Origin of the sequence: Polaromonas sp. CG_9.7 (genome assembly GCF_015752205.1) — a bacterium.
Lineage (GTDB): Bacteria > Pseudomonadota > Gammaproteobacteria > Burkholderiales > Burkholderiaceae_C > Polaromonas.
Map to the genome: position 1 here is coordinate 131,401 of NZ_JADOVG010000010.1, position 24,985 is coordinate 156,385.

The 24,985-nt window shown below is 60.2% G+C and carries 23 protein-coding genes; 9 read left to right on the top strand and 14 right to left on the bottom strand.

Going from position 1 to position 24,985, the window contains the following annotated elements; translation table 11 throughout:
- Positions 1-14 precede the first annotated feature (14 nt).
- The 6 genes from IWX87_RS12025 to IWX87_RS12050 all read right to left on the bottom strand — a co-directional run bounded on the left by IWX87_RS12025 (position 15) and on the right by IWX87_RS12050 (position 5,689).
- Complete coding sequence (locus IWX87_RS12025; RefSeq protein WP_196863755.1) at positions 15-656, bottom strand: ABC transporter ATP-binding protein; 642 nt, start codon at positions 654-656, stop codon at positions 15-17.
- A complete protein-coding gene (locus IWX87_RS12030) occupies positions 649-1,440 on the bottom strand; it encodes an ABC transporter ATP-binding protein (protein WP_196863756.1) in 792 nt (263 codons plus the stop codon). Before IWX87_RS12030 ends, IWX87_RS12025 begins: the two co-directional genes overlap by 8 nt.
- The gene (locus IWX87_RS12035) at positions 1,440-3,311 is read right to left on the bottom strand and encodes an ABC transporter permease (protein ID WP_196863757.1); all 1,872 of its coding nucleotides are present in this window, start codon (positions 3,309-3,311) and stop codon (positions 1,440-1,442) included. Before IWX87_RS12035 ends, IWX87_RS12030 begins: the two co-directional genes overlap by 1 nt.
- Before the next feature lie 178 nt (positions 3,312-3,489).
- The gene (locus IWX87_RS12040; protein WP_196863758.1) at positions 3,490-4,266 is read right to left on the bottom strand and encodes a nitroreductase; all 777 of its coding nucleotides are present in this window, start codon (positions 4,264-4,266) and stop codon (positions 3,490-3,492) included.
- The gene (locus IWX87_RS12045; RefSeq protein WP_196863759.1) at positions 4,263-4,709 is read right to left on the bottom strand and encodes a thioesterase family protein; all 447 of its coding nucleotides are present in this window, start codon (positions 4,707-4,709) and stop codon (positions 4,263-4,265) included. The genes IWX87_RS12040 and IWX87_RS12045 overlap by 4 nt, the downstream gene beginning before the upstream one ends.
- Before the next feature lie 23 nt (positions 4,710-4,732).
- Complete coding sequence (locus IWX87_RS12050; protein ID WP_196863760.1) at positions 4,733-5,689, bottom strand: histone deacetylase; 957 nt, start codon at positions 5,687-5,689, stop codon at positions 4,733-4,735.
- Positions 5,690-5,863: 174 nt separating this feature from the next.
- Here IWX87_RS12050 and IWX87_RS12055 point away from each other — a divergent pair, with 174 nt between their 5' ends.
- The gene (locus IWX87_RS12055; RefSeq protein ID WP_196863761.1) at positions 5,864-6,406 is read left to right on the top strand and encodes a phasin family protein; all 543 of its coding nucleotides are present in this window, start codon (positions 5,864-5,866) and stop codon (positions 6,404-6,406) included.
- 244 nt (positions 6,407-6,650) lie between these two features.
- On the opposite strand, the gene IWX87_RS12060 is transcribed toward IWX87_RS12055, so the two are convergent.
- Positions 6,651-7,652, bottom strand: a complete 1,002-nt coding sequence (locus tag IWX87_RS12060) for a patatin-like phospholipase family protein (RefSeq protein WP_196863762.1) — start codon at positions 7,650-7,652, stop codon at positions 6,651-6,653.
- Positions 7,653-7,682: 30 nt separating this feature from the next.
- On the opposite strand from IWX87_RS12060, the gene IWX87_RS12065 reads away from it, so the two are divergent.
- The 3 genes from IWX87_RS12065 to IWX87_RS12075 all read left to right on the top strand — a co-directional run bounded on the left by IWX87_RS12065 (position 7,683) and on the right by IWX87_RS12075 (position 11,750).
- Complete coding sequence (locus tag IWX87_RS12065; RefSeq protein WP_196863763.1) at positions 7,683-8,741, top strand: extracellular solute-binding protein; 1,059 nt, start codon at positions 7,683-7,685, stop codon at positions 8,739-8,741.
- Positions 8,742-8,912: 171 nt separating this feature from the next.
- A complete protein-coding gene (locus tag IWX87_RS12070) occupies positions 8,913-9,680 on the top strand; it encodes a 3-hydroxyacyl-CoA dehydrogenase (RefSeq protein WP_196863764.1) in 768 nt (255 codons plus the stop codon).
- Positions 9,681-9,863: 183 nt separating this feature from the next.
- Positions 9,864-11,750 carry a gamma-glutamyltransferase family protein gene (locus IWX87_RS12075; RefSeq protein ID WP_196863765.1) on the top strand — a complete coding sequence of 629 codons (1,887 nt, stop codon included), beginning with the start codon at positions 9,864-9,866 and terminating at the stop codon, positions 11,748-11,750.
- Between the two features lie 537 nt (positions 11,751-12,287).
- On the opposite strand, the gene IWX87_RS12080 is transcribed toward IWX87_RS12075, so the two are convergent.
- The 4 genes from IWX87_RS12080 to IWX87_RS12095 form a co-directional block, all read right to left on the bottom strand.
- Positions 12,288-12,608 (bottom strand): cupin domain-containing protein, encoded by a 321-nt coding sequence (locus IWX87_RS12080; RefSeq protein WP_196863766.1) that lies wholly within the window; start codon positions 12,606-12,608, stop codon positions 12,288-12,290.
- A gap of 28 nt (positions 12,609-12,636) precedes the next feature.
- Positions 12,637-13,224 (bottom strand): YigZ family protein, encoded by a 588-nt coding sequence (locus IWX87_RS12085; RefSeq protein WP_196863767.1) that lies wholly within the window; start codon positions 13,222-13,224, stop codon positions 12,637-12,639.
- Between the two features lie 10 nt (positions 13,225-13,234).
- Positions 13,235-14,521: a mechanosensitive ion channel family protein gene (locus IWX87_RS12090; protein ID WP_231374755.1), complete on the bottom strand. Its 1,287-nt coding sequence runs from the start codon at positions 14,519-14,521 to the stop codon at positions 13,235-13,237.
- Positions 14,522-14,791: 270 nt separating this feature from the next.
- Positions 14,792-15,688 (bottom strand): YihY/virulence factor BrkB family protein, encoded by an 897-nt coding sequence (locus IWX87_RS12095; protein ID WP_196863768.1) that lies wholly within the window; start codon positions 15,686-15,688, stop codon positions 14,792-14,794.
- Positions 15,689-15,824: 136 nt separating this feature from the next.
- Between IWX87_RS12095 and dnaG the strand changes: the two genes are divergently transcribed.
- Positions 15,825-17,852: a DNA primase gene (dnaG, locus tag IWX87_RS12100; RefSeq protein ID WP_196863769.1), complete on the top strand. Its 2,028-nt coding sequence runs from the start codon at positions 15,825-15,827 to the stop codon at positions 17,850-17,852.
- Positions 17,853-18,206: 354 nt separating this feature from the next.
- A complete protein-coding gene (rpoD, locus tag IWX87_RS12105) occupies positions 18,207-20,453 on the top strand; it encodes an RNA polymerase sigma factor RpoD (protein WP_370583878.1) in 2,247 nt (748 codons plus the stop codon).
- A 124-nt stretch (positions 20,454-20,577) separates the two neighbouring features.
- On the opposite strand, the gene IWX87_RS12110 is transcribed toward rpoD, so the two are convergent.
- On the bottom strand, positions 20,578-20,835 hold the full coding sequence (locus tag IWX87_RS12110; protein ID WP_196863770.1) for a hypothetical protein: 258 nt from the start codon (positions 20,833-20,835) through the stop codon (positions 20,578-20,580).
- Between the two features lie 78 nt (positions 20,836-20,913).
- On the opposite strand from IWX87_RS12110, the gene IWX87_RS12115 reads away from it, so the two are divergent.
- Positions 20,914-21,510, top strand: coding sequence for a 3'-5' exonuclease (locus IWX87_RS12115; protein WP_196863771.1), 597 nt, complete (start codon positions 20,914-20,916; stop codon positions 21,508-21,510).
- An 84-nt stretch (positions 21,511-21,594) separates the two neighbouring features.
- Positions 21,595-22,011, top strand: a complete 417-nt coding sequence (locus IWX87_RS12120; protein ID WP_196863772.1) for an RcnB family protein — start codon at positions 21,595-21,597, stop codon at positions 22,009-22,011.
- A gap of 6 nt (positions 22,012-22,017) precedes the next feature.
- Here the strand turns inward: IWX87_RS12120 and IWX87_RS12125 are convergent, their stop codons facing one another.
- Positions 22,018-22,656, bottom strand: a complete 639-nt coding sequence (locus IWX87_RS12125) for a DUF6806 family protein (protein ID WP_196863773.1) — start codon at positions 22,654-22,656, stop codon at positions 22,018-22,020.
- 334 nt (positions 22,657-22,990) lie between these two features.
- Here IWX87_RS12125 and egtD point away from each other — a divergent pair, with 334 nt between their 5' ends.
- Entirely contained in the window at positions 22,991-24,016 is a 1,026-nt protein-coding gene (egtD, locus tag IWX87_RS12130) for an L-histidine N(alpha)-methyltransferase (protein ID WP_370583879.1), read from the top strand.
- 299 nt (positions 24,017-24,315) lie between these two features.
- Here the strand turns inward: egtD and IWX87_RS12135 are convergent, their stop codons facing one another.
- On the bottom strand, positions 24,316-24,768 hold the full coding sequence (locus IWX87_RS12135; protein WP_196863774.1) for an SH3 domain-containing protein: 453 nt from the start codon (positions 24,766-24,768) through the stop codon (positions 24,316-24,318).
- Positions 24,769-24,985: the final 217 nt, after the last annotated feature.

Below are 24,985 nucleotides of genomic sequence, written 5' to 3' on the forward strand. Positions count from 1 at the left end.
AAATGGCGCCTGTTTCACGAGTCTCTGACTTTACCCGCAACCAGCCACAGCAAGCGGTCGGCGCGCGAGGCCAGCAAACGATTTTGCTCGACCACCAGCAACGCCAGGCCTTCGGACCTGAGGGCCAGCAGGGCATCGCGGATCGACGCCACCAGCACCGGCGCAATGCCTTCGCACGGTTCGTCGAGCAGCAGGACTTTCGGGCCGGTCATCAGGGTGCGGGCAATGGCCAGCATCTGCTGCTGGCCACCGCTCATCTGCGCTGCGGGCCGGTTCAGCAGGGTTTTAAGGACCGGAAACAAATCGAGCACCCGGGCTTCATGCGCCTTGGCATCGCGTCCGGCGGCGACATGCAGGTTTTCGCGCACCGTCAGTTCGGAGAACAGCCGTCGGTCCTCGGCCACATAACCCAGGCCTGCCTGCGCGCGACGGTGGGTTTCCCAGCGTTCGACATTCGCCAGGCCAGACGGCATCTGGTAACGGATCGTGCCTTCGCTGCGCACCTCCAGTCCCATCACTGCTTTTAACAATGTTGACTTGCCAGCGCCGTTCAGCCCCTGCAGCACGACCATCTCGCCCGCGGCCACGCGAAGCGACACCTCGAACAGCGCTTGCGCCGATCCATGGAAAGCGCTGAGCGTGTCGATCTCAAGCATGGGCTGCTCCAATGGAATTTGCGCGATCCGCGCCATAACCGGCATCTTCCAGGCCATCGCCCAGATAGAGCCGGCGCACCTCGGCATCGCGGGAAATCTCTTCAAACGAACCCTGCGCGGCCAGTCGGCCTTCGATCAGCACCAGCACCCGGTCGGCGACACCGGCCACCGCGTCCATGTTGTGCTCGGTATACAGCACGGCCATGCCTTGAGCGGCCAGATTTTTCACCAGCTGCATCAGGCTGGCGCGTTCGGCCTCTGCCAGGCCCGCAGCCGGTTCGTCGAGCAGCAGCAGCCGGGGCGAGGCGGCAAGGGCAATGGCCAGTTCAAGCCGCTTTTTGGCACCGTAGGCCAGGCTCGCCACATCCTCGCCAGCGGCATCGCGCAGACCGGTCTGGTCCAGCAGCGCCTTGGCCGCCTCGACCGACTGCCGGTCGAGAAGCTTGAAGGTTGAAATGGCTTTTTCCCCAATGCTGGCCTGTATCGCCAGCTGCACATTTTGTAGCACGGTCAACGCCTCAAAAACCTGCGCCACCTGAAAGGTGCGCGCCACGCCATGCCGCAGCCGCGCGGCCGGCGACAGTTTTTCCAGCGCCTGGCCATTCCACAGGATGCGGCCACCCGTGAGCGGGTACTGGCCGGCAATGCACGCAAAGCAGGTTGATTTTCCAGCGCCATTGGGGCCGATCAGCGCGACACATTCACCCGCCGCCACGTCGAAGCTCACACCATCGACCGCATGGATGCCGCCAAAATGCTTCACCAGCCCTTGCACCTGCAGCATCAGCGTGTCCCCTCGATGGCGCGCCAGCCGTTTGCGCGGTGCAGCAAGCCAAGCAGCCCGGACGGCGAAGCCACCATGATCAGCATGATGAACACGCCCAGCAGGCCGCGCCAGTACGTGACTTCACGGCCCAGTTCGGCGCCCAGATAGGTCAGCACCACGCTGCCTACCACTGCCCCCCAGAGCTGGTGCACGCCGCCGAGCAACACCACCAGCAACGCATCGACCGAGGTAGAAACCGCCGCCAGCGACGGAAACACCGCCCCCTTGTGCGCCGCAAACAAACCGCCCGCCAGGCCTGCCAGCACCGCACTTTCGACAAACACCCGGTACTTGAGCCAGCCCACCGACAGTCCGGACGCGGCGGCGCGCAGTGGCGCATCGCGCATCGCCTGCAGCGCCGCGCCCATCACCGAGCGACCCAGGAAACGCAGCGCAAACACAGCCATCAGCGCCAGCGCCACCAGCAGCGCATAAAACACCGGCCGGCCGTCATCGCCTACCAGCTGCAGGCCAATCAATCCGTTGTCGCCGCCCGTCAGGCTGACCCATTGCGTCGCGCCGGCCCAGACCACCTGCGCCAGGGCGAGCGACAGCATCGCCAGATAAACGCCGCTGCTGCGAACCACCGCCGCACCAAACACCGCCGCCACGGCCAGTGCAGCGCCGCAGCCCACGGCCAGCGCAACCGGAAGCGATGCGCCCCACAGGCTGTGCGACAGCGCCGCGCCATAGGCGCCGAGCGCAAAAAATGCCGCATGGCCAAAGCTGACCAGCCCGCCCAGCGCCATCATGGCCTGCAGGCTGATGCCGAAAATCATCAGGATCAAGCCGTCGGCAGCCAGTGTCTGCCAGTAAGGCCCTCCGGACCAGGCCAGCGCAGCGAGCAACACAAAAGCCAGCACCACACCCGATGTCCAGCCACGTCCCAGCCGAAGGCCGCGAAACTTTTGCGCCGCCTCGCGACTGCCGCCATGTTCCAGCGACATGGCCGGCTTGCCCATGAGCCCCTGCGGCCTGAACACCAGCACCACTGCCATCGTCAAAAACACCACCACCAGCGTCGCCTGCGGAAACCAGGCGGTGCCAAAGGCATGTACCAGGCCAATCAGCAGCGCGGCGACAAAGGCACCGCCAATGCTGCCCAGCCCGCCGGTGACAACGACCACGAAGGTCTCGACAATGACGTTCATGTCCATCTGCAGGTGCGCCGGCTCGCGCGGCAGCTGCAGCGCGCCGCCCAACCCGGCCAATGCGCAGCCCAGCACCACCGCGCCCAGCATCAGCGGCTTGGGGTTGACGCCCAGCGCCGCCAGCATGGTGCGGTCCTGCGTGGCGGCGCGCAGGCGCTGGCCAAACAGCGAACGGCGCAGCAACATATGCAGACCCCACCAGACCAGCGGCCCCAGCGCAATCATCGCCAACTGGTAGACCGGGAAAAATTCGTCGCCAATCTGCACCGAGCCCTTGAGCCCGGGAAAGCGCGGCGCAAACACCTCGTCCGGCCCGAACCCCCACTGCATCGCGTCATGCATGGCCAGGCTCAGCCCAAAGGTCGCGACCAGCTGGTACAGCTCGGGCGCGCCCGACATTCGCCGCAACAAGAAGAATTCGGCAATGGCGCCCGCCAGTCCTGCGCAAGCAGCTCCCAAAAGAATAGCAAGCAGGTAGAGCGGCAGACTTTCGCCCCACGCCGGAAACCAGTTGGTCACCCAATGCGCGGTGAACAGCGCCCCCAGCATGAAAAAGCTGCCATGCGCAAAATTGACAATCCGCGTGACGCCAAAAATCAGCGTCAGCCCCGCCGCCATGAGGAACAGCGTGGTTGCGTAAGACAGCCCGCCAAGCAGCTGGACGACGGAAAACGTCATCGGTCAGCCGGCCTGGCACCCCGCTCCGAGGCCGAGCGCAGCAAGCCACACAAAATGGGGGAACAGGGTGAAACCCCCTCGCCATCAGCAGGGGCCGCGGAACCGGCTTTGCCGGGCCGCAGGCGCAGCGCCCCCCCGGGGGGCAGCGAGCCACACGCAGTAGGGAGCGTGGGGGCCATCACTCCAGCCAAGTTGTGAATTCAGCAGCGCTCACGCGCGGCGTGCGAAAGGTGTTGACCAGCGCCGATTCGTCGGCATAGCCCAGGGACATGCCGCACACCAGCATTTCAGCGTCGCCTGCGCCGATGTGCGGCAGGATGATCTTGGCAAAGCCGTTCCAGGCCGCCTGCGGGCAGGTGTGCAGGCCATGGCCGCGCGCGGCGACCATGAAGTTTTGCATGAACATGCCGTAGTCCAGCAGCGAGCCCCGGCCCATCACCCGGTCCAGGGTGAACATCAGCCCGACCGGCGCATCGAAAAAACGGTAGTTGCGCTGGTGCTGCGCATGCATCTTGTCCTTGTCCCCCTTGGTGATGCCGAGCAGGCCGTACAGCCCCCAGCCATTCTCGCGCCGGCGGTCGATGTAGGGCGATACCCATTTTTCAGGGTAATAGTCGTATTCCTCCCTGTACTCGGCCGCGAGCGACGGGTTTTCTCGCAGCGCGTCATGCGCGCGGCAGACTTTTTCAGCCAGGCTGTCCTTGCTTGCGCCCTGGAGCACATAGGCTTTCCAAGGCTGGGTGTTGGTGCCCGACGGCGCGCGGCTGGCCAGTTCGAGCAAATGCACGATGAGTGCGCGCGGCACGGGCGCCGGCAAAAATTCGCGCATCGACTGGCGGCTTTCGATGGCGTGGTCCACCGCATTGACCGGCGGCTGGAAGGCGCTGCTTGGCGCATCGTCGGATGCGAAATCGCCTGCAACGACAGGGTGGACGGAAGAATCGTTTGGGTTCATTTCAACAGCTCCAGGACAGACAATAATTCAGGCGGCAATTGGCTTGCTGGCCGGCGCGTGGTCCGGTCAACATACACATGGATGAAATGGCCCCGGGCCGCACATGGCAGGCGCTCATCGGCCGGAAACAGCGCCACCTCGTAGCGCACGCTGGAGCCGCCGGCATGCGCCACGCGGATGCCGGCCACCACCGGCTCGGGAAACGCCAGCGGTGAAAAGTAATTGCATTGCGTCTCGACCACCAGGCCAATCACGCTGCCGGCATGGATGTCCAGGGCGCCGCGCTCAATCAGCAGGCCATTGACGGCGGTGTCGAACCAGCTGTAATAAACGACGTTGTTGACATGACCGTACAGGTCGTTGTCGGACCAGCGTGTCCCGATGGCCCGAAAGGCCCGGTAGTCGCTGCGGTATTCAGGCTGGGGTCGGGGGGTGGGGCTCATGGGAACGCTATTTTGCCAGCGCATCAGCCGGCCGATTGCCACCGGCGCCAATATTCAAGCGCTACGCGGTAAGTGTTGACCTGCACCTGCACGGTTTCGTCAATGTTGTTGCCGTAGCCGCCAGCCATGGAAAACGCCAGCGGAATGCGCCGTTGCCAAGCCCAGTCAAACACCCGCCGGTCGCGCGCCTCCAGGCCGTCGAAGCTCAGGCTCAGCCGCCCCAGACGGTCGCCTTCGTACGGATCGGCGCCCGCCAAAAACAGGACAAGGCCAGGCTCAAAGCGCCGGTCCAGCTCGTCCAGCGCGTGTTCCAGCGCCTGAAGGTAAGGCGCGTCCAGACAACCATCCGGGAGTTCGACATCCAGGTCGCTCGCCTCCTTGCGAAACGGAAAATTCTTTTCTCCGTGCAGCGACAGCGTGAACACACTGGCGTCACTGGTAAAAATGCTGGCTGTGCCATTGCCTTGGTGAACGTCCAGGTCAATCACGGCCACTTGCAGCGGCTGGCGCGCCTGGCGGTGCCGCCGCGCCCACTCCGCCTGCATCAGCCGAGCGGCCACCGCCGCGTCGTTGAACACGCAAAATCCGCCGCCCTTGCCTGCATAGGCATGGTGGGTTCCGCCTGCAAGATTGGCAGCAAGGCCCTCGGGCCGGACGCCCGGCACCAAGCCCAACGCGATCCGTGCCGCCATCACAGTGGCGCCGACCGAACGCCTGGCGCGCTCGGCCATCGCCGGGCTCCAGGGAAAGCCTATCTCTCGCTGCGCCAACACCGGCAGCGTGCCGTGGGCGATGGCCTCTATATAGGCGGGCGCGTGCACCAATGCCAGTTCGCCATCGCTGGCGGCTGGGGCTTGGCCCAGCCGCACCCCGGGCAACTCACCCGCCAGACGCTCGCGCAGCAGCTGGTATTTGGGCATGGGAAAGCGGTGTCCGGCGGGCAGCGGCAAGACAAAGTGGTCGGCGTAGAAAGCTTGCACGAGGCGTGATCCTGAAATATCTGATTCAAATCAGAGTAACCCATCTAAATTGTTGCATTGCAGCAAAATAAATTTGCAAAAGCGCTGGTTTCTCCTATAATTAATTCCATGTTGCAGTGCAGCAATTCAGCGCAAAGCAACTATCAACCTTAACAACACATTTGGAGATTACCTATGCTGACCGCTGAACAACTCATGGCTTCCCACAAAGCAAACATCGAAACCCTTTTTGGTTTGACCCAAAAAGCCTTTGAAGGCGTCGAAAAACTGGTTGAACTGAACGTTCAAGCCACCAAGGCTGCCTTGGCCGAAACCGCCAACAACGCACAAGCCGTCATGGGCGTCAAGGACGCACAGGAACTGCTCGCGCTGCAAGCCAGCATGGTCCAGCCCCTGGCTGAAAAGACCGCTGCCTACAGCCGCCACCTGTACGAAATCGCCCAGTCTGCTGGCGCCGAACTCGGCAAGACCTTTGAAGGCCAAACCGCCGAAGCCCAGAAAAAATTTGCCGACCTGGTCGAAAACGCCACCCAAAATGCACCTGCCGGTTCTGAAACCGCAGTGTCCATGATGAAAAATGCCATGACCGCTGCCAACTCGGCTTTCGAGTCGGTGCAAAAAGCCGTCAAACAAGCCGGTGACATGGCAGAAACCAACTTCAACACGGTGTCCGAGTCTGCCTTGAGCGCCACCAAGAACGCCTCTAAAAAGCGTTAATTTTAATTTTCTGTGTTCAAGGTGCCCGGCGCACTTTGAAGCACACGGAGCCTGCTTAGTGAGACAGGTCCGAACCGACCGGTCCCAACCAGTTGTCTCCTCGGTTCCTTGCAGAAACGTCTGGTTTCGCGGTTCCGTTCAAGCCCAGTCTCGCGACTGGGCTTTTTTTTGATCAAATCAGCTCAATTCGCAGGCGCAGCAAGGATAAGCAGCTATTAAAAGATGGGTAAACCTGTATGCAACCTCAGGGCCTGGTGGCAATACCCTCAGCCAGCCGGGTCCTTAGTGCCGGAAGCGCTGCCAGCATGGCCGCCCTGCCCGACTCGATCGCCAGCTTGCGGGCCGAAAAATCGGCACTCCTAAGCCCTGCCTGCGAAGGCCGCACCACCACATCGGCGTCCTTCAACTCGTAGTGGTTGATGCTTTTGCCCATGATGGCAAAGGTCTGCAGCAGGATCTGCAAAGTGCCTTCAGCCGGGTTGCTTTCGGGCGGATTTGAAATATCGACCGCAATCACGATGTCGGCGCCCATCTGCCGGGCAAAACGCACCGGCACAGGCGACACCAGGCCACCATCGACATATTCGTGCCCGCTGATCCTGACCGGCACGAACACCGCCGGCACCGCGCTTGACGCCCGCACCGCCGTGCCGGTGTCGCCGCTGCGAAACAGCACCGCCTGGCCGCTGTTGAGGTCGGTGGCCACGATGCCCAGCGGAATCGCCATGTTCTCGATCAGGCGCCCGCCGACCAGCTGGTTGACATAGCGGCCCAGCGCATCGCCCCGAAACATGCCCTTGCCGATGATGGGCAGCATCCAGTCGGTGATGGCGACTTCTTCCATGCTCAAAGCAGTTTGCTGCAACTGCGCGCTGGTCTTGCCAGTGGCATAAATTGCCGCAACCAGGCTGCCGGCCGAAGTTCCGACCACCATTTGCGGCCGCAGCCCGGCTTCTTCGAGCACCGCGATCACGCCGACATGGGCAAAGCCGCGCGCCGCGCCGCCGCCCAGCGCCAGGCCGATCTTCAGCGGCTTTTTGACGCCGGGCAAAGTGACTGCGTCTGGTGGCTTGACAGGCACCACTGGCGCGGTGGTACAGCCAGCGACCAGCAGGGCGGGAAGCAGCAGTTTGCCCAGCCACGCCGCAGAAAACCTGTATTTCAGTGGTCCACTCGAAACAAAGCCCGGATTTGATCTGCCAGCCGAAAAGATATTGCGACTTATTCGCATTTGCATTAAACTCATTAACTTTAAAGCCTTCAGGAATTTTTCAACATGATCAAAAGTGCGCCAATTTTTACCTGTCTTGCCCTTGCGGCCGCTGCCCTGATGGGCGCTGCAGGCAGCGCAAGCGCCCAGGAACAGGTGGTCAACCTGTATTCTGCCCGCCACTACCAGACCGACGAGGCGCTTTACAGCAATTTCACAAAGGCAACCGGCATCAAGGTGAATCGGGTCGATGCCGACGATGCCGGCATCCTGGCGCGCCTGAAGGCTGAAGGCACGGCGTCACCAGCCGACGTGATCCTGCTGGTCGATGCCGCCCGCCTGTGGAAAGGCGATGAAGAGGGGTTGTTCAAGCCAATCAAGTCTCCCACGCTTGAAGCGAATATTCCGGTCAATCTGCGCGCCAAGGCAAGCACTGAAGGCACGACCTGGTTCGGTTTTTCCACACGCGCCCGTATCGTGGTGTATGACAAGCTGAAGGTCAAGAAAGCCGATGTCGACACCTACGAAGAACTGGCCGACCCGAAGAACAAAGGCCTGCTGTGCACCCGTTCCGGTGCGCATCCGTACAACCTGTCATTGTTTTCAGCCGTCACCGAGCATCTGGGCGAAGCCAAAACCGAGCAGTGGCTCAAGGGTCTGGTCGCCAACATGGCACGCGACCCCAAGGGCGGCGACACCGACCAGATCAAGGCTGTGGCCAGCGGTGAATGCGGCGTGGCACTGACCAACTCGTATTACCTGGCGCGCATCATGCGCTCCAGCGCACCCGAGGACAAACTGGTGGCCGAGCGTATTGGCGTGGTGTTTCCCAACCAGGAAACCTGGGGCACACATGTGAATATTGCCGGGGCAGCCGTGGCGAAAAATGCCAAGCATGAGGCGAATGCCATCAAGTTCATGGAATACCTGGCCACCCCTGAGGCGCAAAACTACTTTGCCAACGGCAACAACGAGTGGCCCGCCGTACCCAGTGTGAAGGTGAGCAACCCGGCGCTGCAAGCCATGACCGGCGGCAGTTTCAAGTCAGAAACCATTCCCGTCAGCGCCATCGGCTACAACCAGGTAAAGGTGCAGCAGATGCTGGACCGCGTGGGTTACAAATAATCGAACCAATGGTTCATGCCTGAGCAAAAGCCCGGCCGTTGAAAGACCGCCGGGCTTTTTCATGCGCGATAATTGGCGGCTGGATTGACGTTAACGTCAACGTAAGCTTCAAACCGCTTGACCGACTTTCGTATCCCCTTTTTTCAACCTTTCAATTTCAAGGAACATCCCATGGACATCGCAGGCAAGGTATTTATCGTCACTGGTGGCGCATCCGGACTGGGCGAAGGCACGGCACGCATGCTGGTCGCCAACGGCGGCAAGGTCGTGATTGCCGACATGCAGGCTGAAAAAGGCGAAGCCATTGCCAAAGAGCTGGGCGAAGGCGTTGCTGCATTCGTCAAGTGCGACGTGAGCCAGGAAGCCGACGGCCAGGCCGTGGTGGCCAAGGCCGTGTCCATGGGAAAGCTGATGGGCCTGGTCAACTGCGCCGGCATTGCACCGGCAGAAAAGACCGTCGGCAAGAACGGCGCGCACAGCCTGGCCGTGTTCAGCAAGACCATCACGGTCAACCTGATCGGCAGCTTCAACATGATTCGCCTGGCGTCCGAAGCCATGTCCAAGAACGAACCCGATGCCACCGGCGAGCGCGGCGTGCTGATTTCCACCGCGTCAGTGGCGGCGTATGACGGCCAGATGGGCCAGGCCGCCTACAGCGCTTCCAAAGGCGGCGTGGTCGGCATGACGCTGCCCATTGCCCGTGACCTGGCGCGTAACGGCATTCGCAACATGACGATTGCCCCCGGCATTTTCGGTACGCCGATGATGTTCGGCATGCCGCAGGAAGTACAGGATTCGCTGGCTGCCTCTGTGCCCTTCCCTTCACGCCTTGGAACACCGCAGGACTACGCCAAGTTGGCCAAGCACATCATTGAAAATGACATGCTCAACGGCGAAGTGATCCGCCTTGATGGCGCGATCCGTCTGGCACCGCGCTAAAAAGCCATTGGCATGCGCGGCCAGCTCCAGTTTCGCATGCTCTGTTTTTGATAGCTGAAAGTGCACGCTGTGCTTGCGAAAAGTGCAAAAGAAAACACTAAAACCATAGCACGGATACTGCAAACCACACAAACGCAACGCGTTGCCGTAGCATGAAGACTCACCCAACCCGGAGGAGATCGCATGAAACGTCTGTTGAGTACCGTTGCTTTTGCCAGCCTGCTGGCTGCCTGCGCCAGTTCACCCCCTATCGGTCCGCCGTCCGCCACTGCACCGTCCAGCCCCCCAGCCCCAGGCGCGACCGTACAGCAGCCTGAAAGCGCGACCGGCTTCACGCCCAAGCCCGGCTGGGCCACCAGCAAATTCGCTGTTGCAGCGGCTAATCCGCTGGCCACCGAGGCAGGCTACCAGGTGCTCAAGGCGGGCGGCTCGGCGATTGATGCGGCCATTGCCGTGCAAATGGTGCTGACGCTGGTCGAGCCCCAGTCCAGCGGCATTGGTGGCGGCGCTTTTCTGTTGCATTCCAGCGGCACCAAGGTTGAAGCCTTTGATGGCCGCGAGACCGCGCCCGCATCGGCCAATGAAAACCTGTTCATGGGCGCTGACGGCAAGCCTATGCCGTTTTACGACGGCGTGGTCGGCGGACGTTCGGTGGGCACGCCGGGCACAGTGCGCATGCTGGAGATGGCCCACAAGCAATACGGCAAGCTGCCGTGGGCTAAATTATTCGAGCCGGCCATCGCACTGGCCGACAACGGCTTCAAGGTCAGCGCCCGGCTGGGCACCTTGCTCAAGGACGAAAAATACCTGAAGAACGACCGCACCGCGGCCGCCTACTTTTACAAGCCTGACGGCTCGCCGGTCGACATTGGCACCACGCTGCGCAACCCGGCGCTGGCTGACGTGCTTCGGCAAATTGCCAGCAAGGGTTCCAGCGCACTGTTGACCGGTGCGGTGGCGCAATCGATCGTGGCCAAGGTGCAAGGCCACACCAGCAACCCCGGCAAGCTGTCTATGGGCGACCTGGCCGGCTACCAAGCTAAAAAGCGCGAGCCGATTTGCTCCGATTACAGCGCACGCGGCAAGGCTTACGTGCTGTGCGGCATGCCGCCGCCCAGTTCAGGCGCCATTGCCGTCGGGCAAATCCTGGGCATGCTGGACAACACGCCAGCGTCCACGCTCGGCCTCGTCACCGGCATGGGCGGCGTGCCCGGTACCACCGGTCCCACGCCTTCAGCCGACTGGCTGCACCTGTACACCGAAGCCTCGCGCCTGGCCTTTGCCGACCGCGCTCAATACCTGGGCGACCCGGATTTCGTACAACCGCCCGGCGGCAGCTGGATGAGCCTGCTCGACCCTGCCTACCTCAAGTCGCGTGCCAGCCTGATCCAGCCCAGCGGCCCGAGCATGAAAGTGGCCAAACCGGGCGTGCCCGGCATGGTCAAGACCGCTTACGCGCCCATGCCGGACCAGATTGAGCACGGCACCTCGCACATCAGCATCGTGGACAGTTTTGGCAATGCGCTTGCCATGACTACCACGATCGAGGACCAGTTTGGCTCGCGCCTGATGACCGACGGCGGCACCGGCAAGGCGGGCGGCTTTTTGCTGAACAACGAACTGACCGACTTCAGCTTTGCGCCCACCGACGCCGAAGGCAAGCCGGTTGCCAACCGCGTACAGGCCAACAAACGTCCACGCTCGTCCATGGCACCCACGCTGGTGTTCGACAAGGCGACTGGCCAGCTGGTCATGAGCGGCGGCAGCCCCGGCGGCGCGCTGATCATCCACTTCACCGCCAAGACGCTGTATGGCGTGCTGAACTGGGGCATGCTGCCCCAGCAGGCTATCGACCTGCCCAACTTTGGGTCGCTGAACGGGCCGACGCTGCTGGAAGAAAAGCGCTTTGCGCCCACCACTGTCGAAGCGCTGCGCACACGCGGCGCCGAAGTGCGTGAACTGGCCATGACCAGCGGCCTGCAAGCCATCACGCGCAGCGTGATCCACGGCAAGCCGATGTGGCTGGGCGGCGCCGATCCTAGGCGCGAAGGCCTGGTGATGGGAGATTGAGCGGAGCGAGGGGAATATCAGATAAATAGTGTCCCAGCGCTTGATGGACGGGCGCTGATAGCTACCAAAAAAAGAGCACGCTGGCAGTCTATGCAAGCGTGCTCATTTTCATTGGTCTCTAAAACCATCCTTTCCTCGGTCGCTTCGGTAGAGTTCCCTGGAGGGCCTGCGTCACTTGCCCAAAATGCTCTCCCAAAGGGAGGATCGTCAGGTTGTCAACCAGGACGGCGCTCACCCAATTTGTCATGTTCGACACGGCCCCCTGCTCCTGGCGCGGAGGGTCATTCGTCAGACCCTTGGCATCTGGCCTTCCAGACCTGGAAAACGACGGCTGCAGTTCGGTATCCTTGCCGGCGAATTTTCAGCACCACCAGCGTCATCGCACTTATTGGAGACGACGGGAGAATTGACCTCGCTCGATGTCAATGCACTTGAAGCGCTGTACGGGAAAGCTATTCCAGCCCCTATCCGTCCCGTCGGATTTGCCTTCTCTCCAGCGCCTGCGTGCACTACGGGTCGAGACCAGAAGTCTGCCCTTCAATAAAACACCGCCAGCCAAACCGTTTCCTCATTGGCCGTGGTCCACTCGACCCGGTGCTTTTCATGTGCGGCGATGTTGACGTAGCTGCCGGGCGTCAGGTGGAGGGTCTTGTTGCCTTGCTCGAAACGCAGCGTGGCTTCGCCCTTGACCAGCAGCACCCATTCAGCCTCGCTCTGGTCGTACCAGAAGCCGGGCGGTGAATGCTGGCCATTGGACACGATGCGCTCAATCCTGACGTGGCTTGATTGCAGCAGGCAATCGCTGATTTCGTCCGGCAGGCTGGCCGGGAGGGCGTGAAGTAATTGGCCGGTTTGCATGTTGCACATCCTTGGGTTGCAGGCGGCCTCAGGCGGCCTGGCTGAACTTCAGCGCGCCTCGCAGCAGGTTGCACGCCGCCTCTTCAAACGCCTCGGCCTGACTGGCCTTCATGCGCAGCACGAGGGTGACGACTTCGGCATACGCGGCATCCAGCACCGTGACCTGCTGCTGTTCGCACAGCCGGCGCAAACTGGATTCATCGGCAAACTGCAGCACGCAGCGCCGCTCGCACTCGGGCTCGACCGGCTGCAGTTCAGCATTCTTGACCGCCTCTGAAATAGCCTGTCCGTAGGCGCGCGACAGGCCACCGGCACCCAGCTTGATGCCGCCCCAGTAGCGCACGACCACGGCCAGCACGTTCATCAAGTCCTTGTGAATCAGCACGTTGTACATGGGCCTGGCTGCTGTGCCTGAAGGCTCGCCGTCATCGTCCAGCCCCGAATCACCGTCGCAGACCAGCGCCCAGCACACATGGCAGGCACCGGGATGCTGCTGGCGTTGCCCGGCCAGCAGCCGTTGCGCTTCAGCACGGCTGCCAGCAGCGAACAGCATGCCGATGAAGCGGCTTTTCTTGATGACAATTTCAGCACTGGCGGGCGCGGCTACCTTGTACATGGCAGAAAGTTCAGGCGTTCTCTAAGACCTGTCCGGTTTGGGTCCGCTGCGCCATGCCAAGCCGCAAGTCGTTGCCGGTGGGGCTTTGGTAGAGGCGCAGGCCGAACTCGGGGAGGATGGCCAGCAGGTGGTCAAAGATGTCGCCCTGCGTGCCTTCATACACGGTCCAGTCGGTGCTGGCTGTAAAACAATACACCTCGATCGGCACACCCTCAGGCGTGGGCTCCATGGTCCGCACCATCAACATCATGGCCTGGTGAACAGCTGGGTTGCCGCGCAGGTAAACCTCAGCGTAGGCTCTAAAAGTGCCAATATTGGTCAGGCGGTACTGGTTGGCCGGAAACTCTCCTTTTTCACCAAGCTGAACCCTGGCCTGGCTGTTGCGCTGGGTCAGCGATGCGCGTTTGCCTTGCAGATAAGGACGCAACAACGCAATGTTGCTCAGGTAAACCAGGTCGATTTCCTCCAGAAAGCGCACGGAACTTGCATCCAGCCGCAAGGTGCGCTTGATGCGCCGGCCACCCGACTCGCTCATGCCGCGCCAGTTGCGATAACTTTCCGACATCAGCCGCCAGGTGGGAATGGTGGTGATGGTCTTGTCCCAGTTCTGCACCTTGACCGTGTGCAGCGCAATGTCGATGACATCGCCGTCTGCCCCGACCTGCGGCATTTCGATCCAGTCGCCCAGTCGCAGCATGTCGTTTGACGAGAGCAGCACGCCGGCGGTGAAAGACAAGATGGTGTCCTTGAACACCAGCATCAGGACGGCTGACATGGCACCCAACCCGGACAGAACGATAAAAGGCGAGCGGTTGAACAGCGTGGCCGCCGCAATAATGGCGGCGGCCACCATCAAAATCAATTTTCCCAGTTGCACATAACTCTTGATGGATCGCACTTTCATGGCGACCGTCTGGCCGTCACCTGACACGCCCTGGTGTTGCGCCAGCAGCAGCGCATCGAGCATGGCGAGCAGCGAGCGCACCACTTGAATGACCATGAAGGCCATGGCCACATTGCCCATCACCGTGGCCAACTTCAAACTCAGGTGCGGCACTTCCTCGATGCCCATCAGAATCACCACCAGCGGCAAGACCTGCGCCATGCGGCGTATCGCGGCATCGGCCAGAACCACATCGGTCAGGGGCGAATCAGCCCGGCTGCGGATGCGCCGCAGCACCGGCATGAACACCAGCACCACAACAAAGCGCACCACCACGGCCAGTGCCAGCAGGACTGCCAGCCCCGCAAAGGCCTGCAGCCAGGGTTCCAGTTTGATGAAATACGTAAGATTCAATGCGGGCTCGTCGTTGTGTTGGTGAGCCGGTCAGACCGGCAAGAATGCGCTTGATTCAAAAGTAACGGTGCGGGGCTGCTGCAGCGTTAAAAATCAATGAAAAGTGACTTTTGCGCATGTAAGTGAATCGCAAGTAGCTATTAAATTCATAGCAAAGTCCTGTTATCGATTCATACAGTCAAAACCGTTTTTCGGATTCGAACCACAGGAGTTTACCGGCCGGGCTTATTGGCCGGTCGCCCAAAACCATTGGGCAGGCTATACAAGCGGCTAGTTCGTACGCAGGGACTGAGGCGGCGTTTTCGGCCCTTCGGTGCCAATACGTTCATATTCTGAAATCACCTGCGCGCCCAGCAGCAGCAGCGTCGCGGCAATTTCAAGGCTCAGCAAGACCACGATGGCAGTGGTCAGTGAGCCGTACACCAGACCGACCTGTGACAGCGTGGCGAAGTACCAGACCAGCACATGGCGGGTGACTTCCCACAGCAGCGCGGCCGTCACACCGCCCAGCAGCGCCTTGCGCAGCGACAGATGGCCCACCGGCATCACCATGTAGACCGAGGTCAGCACAAAGATCTCGCCGGTCAGGCCCAAGAGGTAAAGCAAAATGCCTGAAAAGCCGCTCAGCGACCAGCTCGCGCCCAGAAATTCAATACTCTTGTCGCCCAGCGCCTGAAAACTTCCAGCCACCATCGTCATCAGCAAGAAACCCAGACCAAGGCAAAAAATATAGCAATACGGCAGCACGGCCGACACCAGGAAATGCCGTCGCCGGATCGCCACCCGGTGCAAGAAAATCACCGACATGGCGTTTTCCAGCACGGTAAAGGCGAGCGAACTGAAAAACAGCATCGTGCACAGCAGCACCCAGCCCATGACGTCACGGTGCTCCAGGAAATTGGTCAGTTCATTGACGATGAAACTCGATTCGCCCGGTGCCAGCCAGCCGATGTAACGGCTCAGCGACGCCAGCAAGGCCGACTGGTCAATTACATGCGAAAGCGCAATCGCAATCAGGATCAGCAGCGGAACAATGGAGAGCAAGGCGTAGTAGGCCACCGCACCGGCCAGCAGCAGACCCTGGTTGGCGCGAAAGCCCTTGAGGATCTGCCAGGCAAAGGCGCCTGGGTGGCGCATCACGTAGGCGGCCTGCGGTTCAAGCTTCATGAAGCGGTCCTGCGATGGAGCACAGGTAAAAAAAGAATCCATTATGTGGGGCACGCAGCAAGCCGGACGACGCCTTCGGCCCAATCGGTTGTAGGCAGCGAGCTGTGCTTAAATTGGCTTTCAACTTCTTTCCCCCATGGCCATCCCCCAATCATTCATTCAGGAACTGCTGTCACGCACCGACGTGGTCGACATCGTCGGCCGTTACGTGCAGCTCAAAAAAGGCGGCGCCAACTTCATGGGCCTGTGCCCGTTCCACGGCGAAAAATCGCCCTCCTTCAGCGTCAGCCCGTCCAAGCAGTTCTACCACTGCTTTGGCTGCGGCAAGAACGGCAACGCCATCAGTTTCCTGATGGACCATGCCGGCATGACCTTTATCGAAGCGGTGAAAGACCTGGCCCAGCAATACGGCCTGCAGGTACCCGAAGACGACGTTTCACCCCAGGACCGCGCACGGGCAGCGCAGGTGCGCGAGCAGCAGGCGACGCTGACCAGCGTGCTCGAAAAGGCCGGACTCGCCTACATCAGGAGCCTGCGCACGTCCGACCGTGCCATCCAGTATTTCAAGCGGCGCGGCGTGTCGGGCGAAATTGCCAAAACCTTCGGACTCGGCTATGCCCCGGAAGGCTGGCGCAGCCTGGCCAGCGTGTTCCCTGACTACAACGACCCGTTGCTGGTTGAAAGCGGACTGGTCATCACCGGCGAGCCCGGTGAAGAAAACACCGCTGGCGAAGCCAAGCGCTACGATCGTTTCCGGGACCGGATCATGTTTCCGATCCGCAATGTCAAGGGTGAATGCATCGGCTTTGGCGGCCGGGTGCTGGGCGACGACAAGCCCAAATACCTCAATTCGCCCGAAACGCCAGTGTTCAGCAAGGGCCGCGAACTGTACGGCCTGTTCGAGGCACGCACCGCCCTGCGCCAGCACGGCTACGCGCTGGTCACCGAAGGCTATATGGATGTGGTGGCGCTGGCGCAGCTGGGCTTTCCCAATGCGGTGGCCACGCTGGGCACCGCCTGCACCTCGGAGCATGTGCAAAAGCTGTTCCGCTTCACCGATTCTGTGGTGTTCAGCTTTGATGGCGACAGCGCCGGCCGGCGCGCAGCACACAAGGCGCTTGGCGCTGCCCTGCCCTTTGCCAGCGACGTGCGAACCGTCAAGTTCCTGTTTTTGCCAGCCGAACACGACCCGGACAGCTTTATCCGCGAACACGGCCAGGAAGGCTTTGCCGCCTATGTGGGCAAGGCGGTGCCGCTGAGCCGTTTTCTGCTGGAAGCCGCGGGCGAAGGCTGCGACCTGGACACTGCCGAGGGGCGCGCGCACATGGCCAGCAATGCCCGGCCGCTTTGGACCGCGCTGCCTGAAGGCGCGCTCAAGCCGCAGTTGCTGGCAGAAATTGCCGACCAGGTGATGATTGACAGCCGCGAACTGTTGCATCTTTGGCAACCGGCACAGGGCGGACGCAAGGCCCCATACAAAAAATCCGGCGGGTCGTCTTCGTCCGGCGCGGGCTTCGTTGCCAAGGCAGTGCCCGACCTGGACCACGGAATGCCCGAGTTCGGAGATTACCTGCCGGTGGATCGGCATGACGACGCCGATTACGGCGCGTCGGAGCCTTACTTTTCACAGCCGTCTTCTTATGCGGCGTCACCGGCAGCCCCTTCGGACAAGCCGGGAAAATTCGGCCGCAAGCCTTTCTCCACCCGCAGCGCGCCGCGACGGGTGACAGGCCGTATCCTGCCGACCAGCCGCGAGGATCGGGTGCTTAGACGGTTGCTGACCGAGCCGCAAAGCTGGGACCGGCTCAGCACCGAAGAGCACCAGTTGCTGTTGGGGCTGCCAGCGCCGCACGGCGCGCTGTTTGCCTGGCTGGAAAGCCAGTTGCATGAGCACGGCCCGCAATCCTGGGCCGTGCTGCGCGAAGGCCTGCGCGGCCATGCCCATGAACACCATGCCGTGGCGCAGTTTGCCGAAGTGCTCGAAGGCGTGGACTACGACTGGGGCGAAACCCGGCGGATATTGGCGCAACTTCAGCAAATCAGGCTCGACACTGAAATTGCCGATTTAGCCGCGCGCGCGCCGAATGACCCAGCCGTTCTTGAACGATTGCGTGAGCTTCTGGCCCAATCACGCAACCGAAGCGTCCCCTCCAAACCCGCATGAACATTGAATTAATTCGAAATTGATGGTATAATCCGATTTTTTCCGGTAAGCGCGACAGCAACACCTCCGGCACCGGCCCCCTTTCAGTCAAGGGAAACTCCACAGGAGACGGCCAACGCATCGCAAGGACTGCATTCCAAATGTTCGCCCAAACAGCTTGCCTAAAACTATTAGCGTTCTTGTGCAAAAGCACAAGCTGTCCTGATTTATTACTGCATCCGATTTGAATCCTGATTTTTTGCCTCGTGCGTCCTGACCGTGGTCAGTGCAACAGTGCGTGAATGGCCTGCGGATTTAAAGGTTGAAAAAGCCAAAAAAAACGCCATATCCATTACAGCCTGTTTTTAGTCAGCCCTGCTGGCCAAAAAATCCTTGAATTCTGCAAAAACCGATACGCCCTTGAAGAAAGTTCCTGCCGTGCAGCCAAAATCCACCCAAGCCCAACTTCTCGCCGCTGCAGACGCCCTGCTCAAAGGCGCTGCACCTGCCAAAAAGAAAGCCGGTCGTCCACCCAAGGCGGCTGCCACCGAAGGCGTGCCACCGACAGCCGCAGCCGTACCGAAGCGTGGCCGGAAAATAAATGAATCCGGGCTGGATGGTGACGAAGACATGTCGGACATCGAAGCCGAATTTGCCGAAGAGCCGGCAGCGGTCGAAGTAACGGCCACAGTCGAGAAGGTCAAGCCTCTGCGCATGAAGATCAGCAAGGCCAAAGAGCGCGCCTTGATGAAGGAATTCGGCCTGGACGAAACCGTGCTGTCCGAAGAAGACATCCTCAAACGCCGCGTGCGCCTGAAAACCCTGATCAAGCTCGGCAAGACCCGCGGCTACCTGACACACGGTGAAATCTCCGACCACCTTCCCGACAAGTTGGTCGATGCCGAAACGCTGGAAGTCGTCATCAACATGCTCAACGACATGGGCGTGGCGGTGTACGAGCAGGCGCCGGACGCCGAAACGCTGTTGCTGAACAATACCGGCGCCACCGTGGCGACCGAAGAAGAGGCTGAGGAAGAAGCCGAAGCCGCCCTGTCCACCGTGGACAGCGAATTTGGCCGCACCACCGACCCGGTCCGCATGTACATGCGTGAAATGGGCACAGTCGAGCTGCTGACGCGAGAAGGCGAGATCGAGATTGCCAAGCGCATCGAGGGCGGCCTGATGCGCATGATGGAAGCCATCTCGGAAAGCCCGGCAACGATTGCCGAAATCATGCGGCTGGCCGAAGAGATCCGCGAAGGCAAGGTTGTCATTTCGACGGTCGTCGACGGCTTTACTGTGGCCAACGAGGCCGACGACTATGTGGCCGAGGAAGACTTCGACGAATTCGACGAAGACGACGACGACGACGGCAAGGGTGGCTCCAAGGCGCTGACCAAAAAGCTCGAAGAGCTGAAAAAGGAAGCGCTCAGCCGCTTTGAGAAAGTTGGCGCGTATGCCGAAAAAGTCCAGAAAACCTACGAAAAAGAAGGCTACGGCACGCCGGTTTACCTGAAAACGCAAAAAGCCCTCAGCGACGAGTTGATGACAGTGCGGTTTACCGCCAAGACGATTGAAAAGCTGTGCGATCTGCTGCGCGGCCAGGTGCTCGATGTGCGCAAGAAGGAACGTGAGCTGCGCAAGATCATTGTTGAAAAGTGCGGCATGCCGCAGGAAACCTTTATCAAGGATTTTCCGCCCAACCTGTTGAACCTGAAATGGGTTGAAAAACAGGTGGCTTCGGCCAAGCCCTGGTCCACCGTGATGGCGCGCAACATTCCGCCGATTCAGGAACTGCAGACCAAGCTTGGCGAATTGCAGGCGCGCGTCGTGGTGCCATTGCTGCACTTGAAGGACATCAACAAGCGCATGAACGAGGGCGAATCGAACTCGCGCGATGCCAAGAAGGAAATGATCGAGGCCAATTTGCGGCTGGTGATTTCGATTGCCAAAAAATACACCAACCGTGGCCTGCAATTCCTCGACCTGATCCAGGAAGGCAACATTGGCCTGATGAAGGCGGTGGACAAGTTCGAATACCGCCGGGGCTACAAGTTCTCGACCTATGCAACCTGGTGGATTCGCCAGGCCATCACCCGCTCGATTGCCGACCAGGCGCGCACCATCCGCATTCCGGTGCACATGATCGAGACCATCAACAAGATGAACCGCCTGAGCCGCCAGCACTTGCAGGAGTTCGGCTTTGAGCCCGACGCCAGCATCCTGGCCGAGAAGATGGAGATTCCGGAAGAAAAAATCCGCAAGATCATGAAGATCGCCAAAGAGCCGATCTCGATGGAAACGCCCATTGGCGATGACGATGACAGCCACCTGGGCGACTTCATCGAGGACGGCGCCAACACCGCGCCGCTTGAAGCGGCGATGCAGGCCGGCTTGCGCGATGTGGTGAAAGACATCCTCGACAGCCTGACGCCGCGCGAAGCCAAAGTGTTGCGCATGCGCTTCGGCATCGAAATGTCCACCGACCATACGCTGGAAGAGGTCGGCAAGCAGTTCGACGTGACACGCGAGCGCATTCGCCAGATCGAAGCGAAGGCACTGCGCAAGCTCAAGCACCCAAGCCGCAGCGACAAGCTGCGCAGCTTTATCGACACGCTGTAAACCGATAGCACGGCGTTACGCGCTGTCAAATCTACAAAGAAATAGCTGGTTAGCGCCCGTCCAGCGGGCGTTTCCAGCTATTTTTTTTAGAGCAACGCCACCAGCTGGGCTTGAATGTTCGGACTCAATCCGGCACAAACCGGGTGTTGAACCGGGCTTCGTCTTCGGGCAGGTCAACAGTGACCAGCTGACCCATTTTCTGGTCGCTCAGCCGGTAGGCGGCAAACAGGCTGTACTTGCCTTGAAAGTTATAGCTTTCCAGGTCGATGAGCATGTAGGGATAAGGCACGAACACCTCGTACTGGAACAACGCCCGGTGCCGGTTTCTCGGCGACGGGAAAAGCTTGTAGTGTTCGGTGGTGATGCTTTTGGCTGTGGCCATGGTTGGGTCAATGCTGGAGTTGATGGATTTGCAAACGGGGGCGGTAAGCTCTACCCTTATTTTCACGCATTGGATTTCATGACTGAATTGCACCCCACCCCGGACAAGGACCAGATCGCGCTGCTGGCGCCTTTCGAGCGCCTTGAATTGGGCCAGATTCATCTGGTGGCAACGGCGCAGCAGGCTACGCGTGCGCTGAAAGAACTTGACGGCGTCACGGCGCTGGGATTTGACACCGAGTCGAAACCGACGTTTGCCAAGAACGAAGCCTCTACCGGGCCGCACATCGTCCAGCTTTCCACACTGGACCGGGCCTATATCTTTCAGCTGGAAGACGCTGAATGCCGGCGAGCCGTCGCCTTGCTGCTGGAGGCGCAAGAGGTCGTCAAGGCCGGCTTCGGGCTGGGCGACGACCGCCGCCGCATCATCCACAAGCTCGGCGTCGACCCACAGGGCGTGCTTGACCTGAACACCGTTTTCAGGGAACGCGGCTATCGCAAGGACATGGGCGTGCGCGGCGCGGTGGCCGTGATGTTCAACCAGCGTTTCATCAAGTCTCGCAAGGCCACCACCTCGAACTGGGCCAATGTCCATTTGCAGGAATCCCAGCTGATCTATGCGGCCAACGATGCTTATGCGGCGCTGCGCGTTTACCAGGCGCTGGGGCTGGGCTGATCTTTACAAAACGAGTCTGAATATTTGCGCGGGCGATATATGGACAGGTCAAGATGAGGTTTCACCAACCACTGGAGTGACTCCATGACATCTAAAACTATCATTTGCGCCATTGCTGCCGCATCCTTCAGCTTTGCTTCGCTGTCTTTAGCAGACAACGACGACCGGCGCGGCCCGGGGAAGAAAGGGCATGATTCGAGTCACCGGAATATTGACCGGCATGATCAGCGCCATGGCAACGCCAACTATTACGGCAACCACGGCGGCCACAAGCGTCATGATGCGCGCGGCGAGCGGAACTACGGTGCCCGGGGTCCACACTACCATCGTGGCGGCTATATCCCACGGGAATACCGCAACCGCCAGTATGTCGTGACCAACTGGCGTGACCATCACCTGAATGCGCCACCGCGTGGCCAGCAATGGGTGCAGGTCGGCTCCGACTATGTATTGATTGCGATCGCCACCGGCATCATTGCGCAACTGGTGCTGAGCCGATAAACCGGTTCAGTGAAGATGGCGCGGTTTGCGCCCACCGTTACCATGGCCGGAGCCGCCCTGCGAGCCGCCTGAGCCGCGGGGCGGCCGTCCCAACTGCATGGAATTGACCAGGTCGTCAAAACGGCGGCCGAACAGCTTGTCGACGGCCTCGACGACCTCGCCTAGTTCGGAGCCGTCGAAATGCCGCTCCATCAGGCCGATCAGGTCTTGCACCAGCAGGTCTCGCTGGACCTGCATGATGGCCGCCGGTGTCGGGCCGACAAAGAAGATGACGAAGTCATCGCGCGCCTCTTCTTCCTCACTGCCCTCTTCTTCCTCGTCGAAGTCGGCATCGTAGAAAGTGACTTCAATCGGCGCGCCAACTTCAGCCAGTTCGTTCAGCCCCATGCACATTTCGTCGAGGGACTGGCGGAAATCGTCGCCGCCAGGAACTGTCCAGCACATTTGCAATAAATGCTTGGCAGCGTCAAACCGGATACCTGGCTCTTCCTCGTAAACGCTGGCAGCGCCTGCAGCCAGCGACTTGGAACCGGAATATTTCCACAAAGGCTTGAGTGCTTCCTGAATTTGCTCGAAGGTAACATCGGCGCGCAGGGGCACTTCGCCGTGGACGTGAATTTCAAAAGGGGTGTTGTAACGCGACATGGAATTATCTTATCCAGTTTCAATGGGTCTATGGGACCGAAATACCGCCCCATGCATTTTGTACGCCTGCAAAGCGTGAGCCTGTTGACAGATACGGCTCAAAACATGGAGCGCTCCCGTGGTGAGCGATTTCGATTCGGGGCTTGGGCCGCTCCTGAAACGTTTGAATGGTATTGTGCCATCCACACGCCCGTGTAAAAGCGGTATGGTGAGAGACTGAACGTGGTGGCTTGTTCGCCCACTGCCCCTAAACGACACAGTCCTACAGAGCGCAAGCTGAAAACGTTTTCCAATCAAACGCTGTTTGCATTACACGCCAAGGCCCCCCGTGAAAATTAACGACCTGCTTTTCAAACTGCCGTCTGCGGCATCGTCCGTGCCAACGCCCCGCTTCATCAATCTGCGCGAAAGCGAATCCAGCGAGCTTCAAACCGGCAGCATCGCCAGTGAATTGACGCAAGGCTTGACCGCGCAATCGGCTGCGCTGTCGCCGAAATTTTTTTACAACACCCTGGGCTCCAAACTGTTTGAAGCCATCACGGTCCTGGACGAGTACTACCCGACGCGCACAGAAGCCGGCATTTTCCAGGCCGCTTCGACACAGATCGCAAGCGCACTGGCACAAACCGGCCTGAATGATCCGTGCCTGATCGACTTGGGTGCGGGCAACTGCGCCAAGGCGCTGGCATTGATGCCGGTGATCACGCCGCGTCAGTATGTGCCAGTCGATATTTCGGCAGATTTTTTGCGGGATGCGGCTGGCCAGGTGCAAAACAGTTTTCCGGCGCTCGACATTGTTGGCGTTGGCATGGATTTTTCAGCCGGTTTGCGCCTGCCCGATGAAGTGCAACTGCATGACCGTGTGTATTTTTACCCCGGCTCCAGCCTGGGAAACTTTCAGCCGGCACAGGCACTGGCATTCTTACGCAACATTGCCGACAAGGCGCAAGGCAAGGCGCGCGGCCTGCTGCTCGGCATCGACCTGGTCAAGGACACCGCCACACTGGAAGCGGCATACGACGATGCGCTTGGGGTGACAGCGGCTTTCAATAAAAACCTGCTGCGCAACGTGAACGAACTGCTGGCTGCAGACTTCGATGTGCGCCAGTGGAAGCATGTTGCGGTGTTCAACGCTGAACATTCGCGCATTGAAATGCACCTGGAGGCCCTGAGCGACCTGAGGGTCACCTGGCCTGGCCATTCGCGTCATTTCGTTGCGGGCGAGCGGATTCACACCGAAAGCTCGTACAAATACACGGTCGAATCGATGACTGACTTGCTGAAGCAGGCCGGATTTAGCCAGGTACGCCACTGGACCGATCCACAGCAGTGGTTTGCGGTGTTCTGGGCTGCGGCATAGCAACGCGCTACGGCTTTACGCCGTCTTCCTGCTTTTTGTCGCCAAGCCAATCACTCATGCCTGTAGCGCCGCACTGAATCCCGTTTTCCAGCAAGCTGATCAGTGCACCAGCCTCTTGCCCTGAACGGCAGCGGGTGCCTGGATTGCCCCTTCCACATCTCCTGGCAACTGACCCGCAGCCATAGTGACGCCATTCACGGCATCAAATACGCCTGCTACACCGCCGCCTGCTTGAGAACCTAATCCACGCGAGCCTGCGGCCCTCATGCGCTGCGTGAAAATCAACCTGCGAGGTTGACCTACCAGCCCCAAACCAGCCCACGAGAGATCCAGCCCTTGGTTCCTCCATCGCGCTGCACCTTCACCCACTGGCTTTGGCTTTCCAATGTGCGCAAAACCTCACCGTATTCAGCCTTGCCGAGAATGCGGCTGTTGGTGCTCGGCGCGCTGCGAACATTCACCACACGCCCCTTCACAATCACATGCGCTTTTTTACTCACCATTGGCCGGTAAACCCAGCCTTTGTCATTCTCAAAGTCGCGCACCTGCAACCAGTTGCCCTGGCGGCGGGTCACTTCGAGTGGATAGCCCTTGCTGAGTGCCCACAAAACAGGGTGCTTGGTGCTGCTGCCCGAACGCATGTTGACCACTGCGCGGTCCACGCTCACCATCTCCTTGGCTTGTACTCCTGCGGCAAACACCACCAGCGACAGGGCGGCCAGAACGCCGGACAGGCTTTTCAATCGGGACATGAGACTCCAGTTGTATGACTTGAAACAAAAAAACGACGTTTCATTGTTTCACCTTATGCCGATACAGCCAAACCGGCCCTATCGCGCAGTCGCACACGGGGAATTACCCAGCGCGATGACGCGTCAATCTCCCGGGTGTGTTATCCGCACCCGCGCCCAGGAAACCCCACACCGTCCATGCACTTGAGCGCTATTTTTTACTCGAACAATATAAAGT

Excerpts from the sequence above, each read along its gene's own strand:
- IWX87_RS12075 (WP_196863765.1), top strand. The coding sequence starts at position 9,864 with ATGAAACGTCTGTTGAGTACCGTTGCTTTTGCCAGCCTGCTGGCTGCC.
- IWX87_RS12065 (WP_196863763.1), top strand. The coding sequence starts at position 7,683 with ATGATCAAAAGTGCGCCAATTTTTACCTGTCTTGCCCTTGCGGCCGCT.
- IWX87_RS12125 (WP_196863773.1), bottom strand. The coding sequence starts at position 22,656 with ATGTCGCGTTACAACACCCCTTTTGAAATTCACGTCCACGGCGAAGTG.
- IWX87_RS12030 (WP_196863756.1), bottom strand. The coding sequence starts at position 1,440 with ATGCTGCAGGTGCAAGGGCTGGTGAAGCATTTTGGCGGCATCCATGCG.
- dnaG (WP_196863769.1), top strand. The coding sequence starts at position 15,825 with ATGGCCATCCCCCAATCATTCATTCAGGAACTGCTGTCACGCACCGAC.
- IWX87_RS12110 (WP_196863770.1), bottom strand. The coding sequence starts at position 20,835 with ATGGCCACAGCCAAAAGCATCACCACCGAACACTACAAGCTTTTCCCG.
- IWX87_RS12055 (WP_196863761.1), top strand. The coding sequence starts at position 5,864 with ATGCTGACCGCTGAACAACTCATGGCTTCCCACAAAGCAAACATCGAA.
- IWX87_RS12040 (WP_196863758.1), bottom strand. The coding sequence starts at position 4,266 with ATGAACCCAAACGATTCTTCCGTCCACCCTGTCGTTGCAGGCGATTTC.
- IWX87_RS12045 (WP_196863759.1), bottom strand. The coding sequence starts at position 4,709 with ATGAGCCCCACCCCCCGACCCCAGCCTGAATACCGCAGCGACTACCGG.
- IWX87_RS12135 (WP_196863774.1), bottom strand. The coding sequence starts at position 24,768 with ATGTCCCGATTGAAAAGCCTGTCCGGCGTTCTGGCCGCCCTGTCGCTG.
- IWX87_RS12085 (WP_196863767.1), bottom strand. The coding sequence starts at position 13,224 with ATGTACAAGGTAGCCGCGCCCGCCAGTGCTGAAATTGTCATCAAGAAA.
- IWX87_RS12120 (WP_196863772.1), top strand. The coding sequence starts at position 21,595 with ATGACATCTAAAACTATCATTTGCGCCATTGCTGCCGCATCCTTCAGC.
- IWX87_RS12070 (WP_196863764.1), top strand. The coding sequence starts at position 8,913 with ATGGACATCGCAGGCAAGGTATTTATCGTCACTGGTGGCGCATCCGGA.
- IWX87_RS12080 (WP_196863766.1), bottom strand. The coding sequence starts at position 12,608 with ATGCAAACCGGCCAATTACTTCACGCCCTCCCGGCCAGCCTGCCGGAC.
- IWX87_RS12060 (WP_196863762.1), bottom strand. The coding sequence starts at position 7,652 with ATGAGTTTAATGCAAATGCGAATAAGTCGCAATATCTTTTCGGCTGGC.
- IWX87_RS12095 (WP_196863768.1), bottom strand. The coding sequence starts at position 15,688 with ATGAAGCTTGAACCGCAGGCCGCCTACGTGATGCGCCACCCAGGCGCC.
- IWX87_RS12115 (WP_196863771.1), top strand. The coding sequence starts at position 20,914 with ATGACTGAATTGCACCCCACCCCGGACAAGGACCAGATCGCGCTGCTG.
- IWX87_RS12025 (WP_196863755.1), bottom strand. The coding sequence starts at position 656 with ATGCTTGAGATCGACACGCTCAGCGCTTTCCATGGATCGGCGCAAGCG.
- IWX87_RS12035 (WP_196863757.1), bottom strand. The coding sequence starts at position 3,311 with ATGACGTTTTCCGTCGTCCAGCTGCTTGGCGGGCTGTCTTACGCAACC.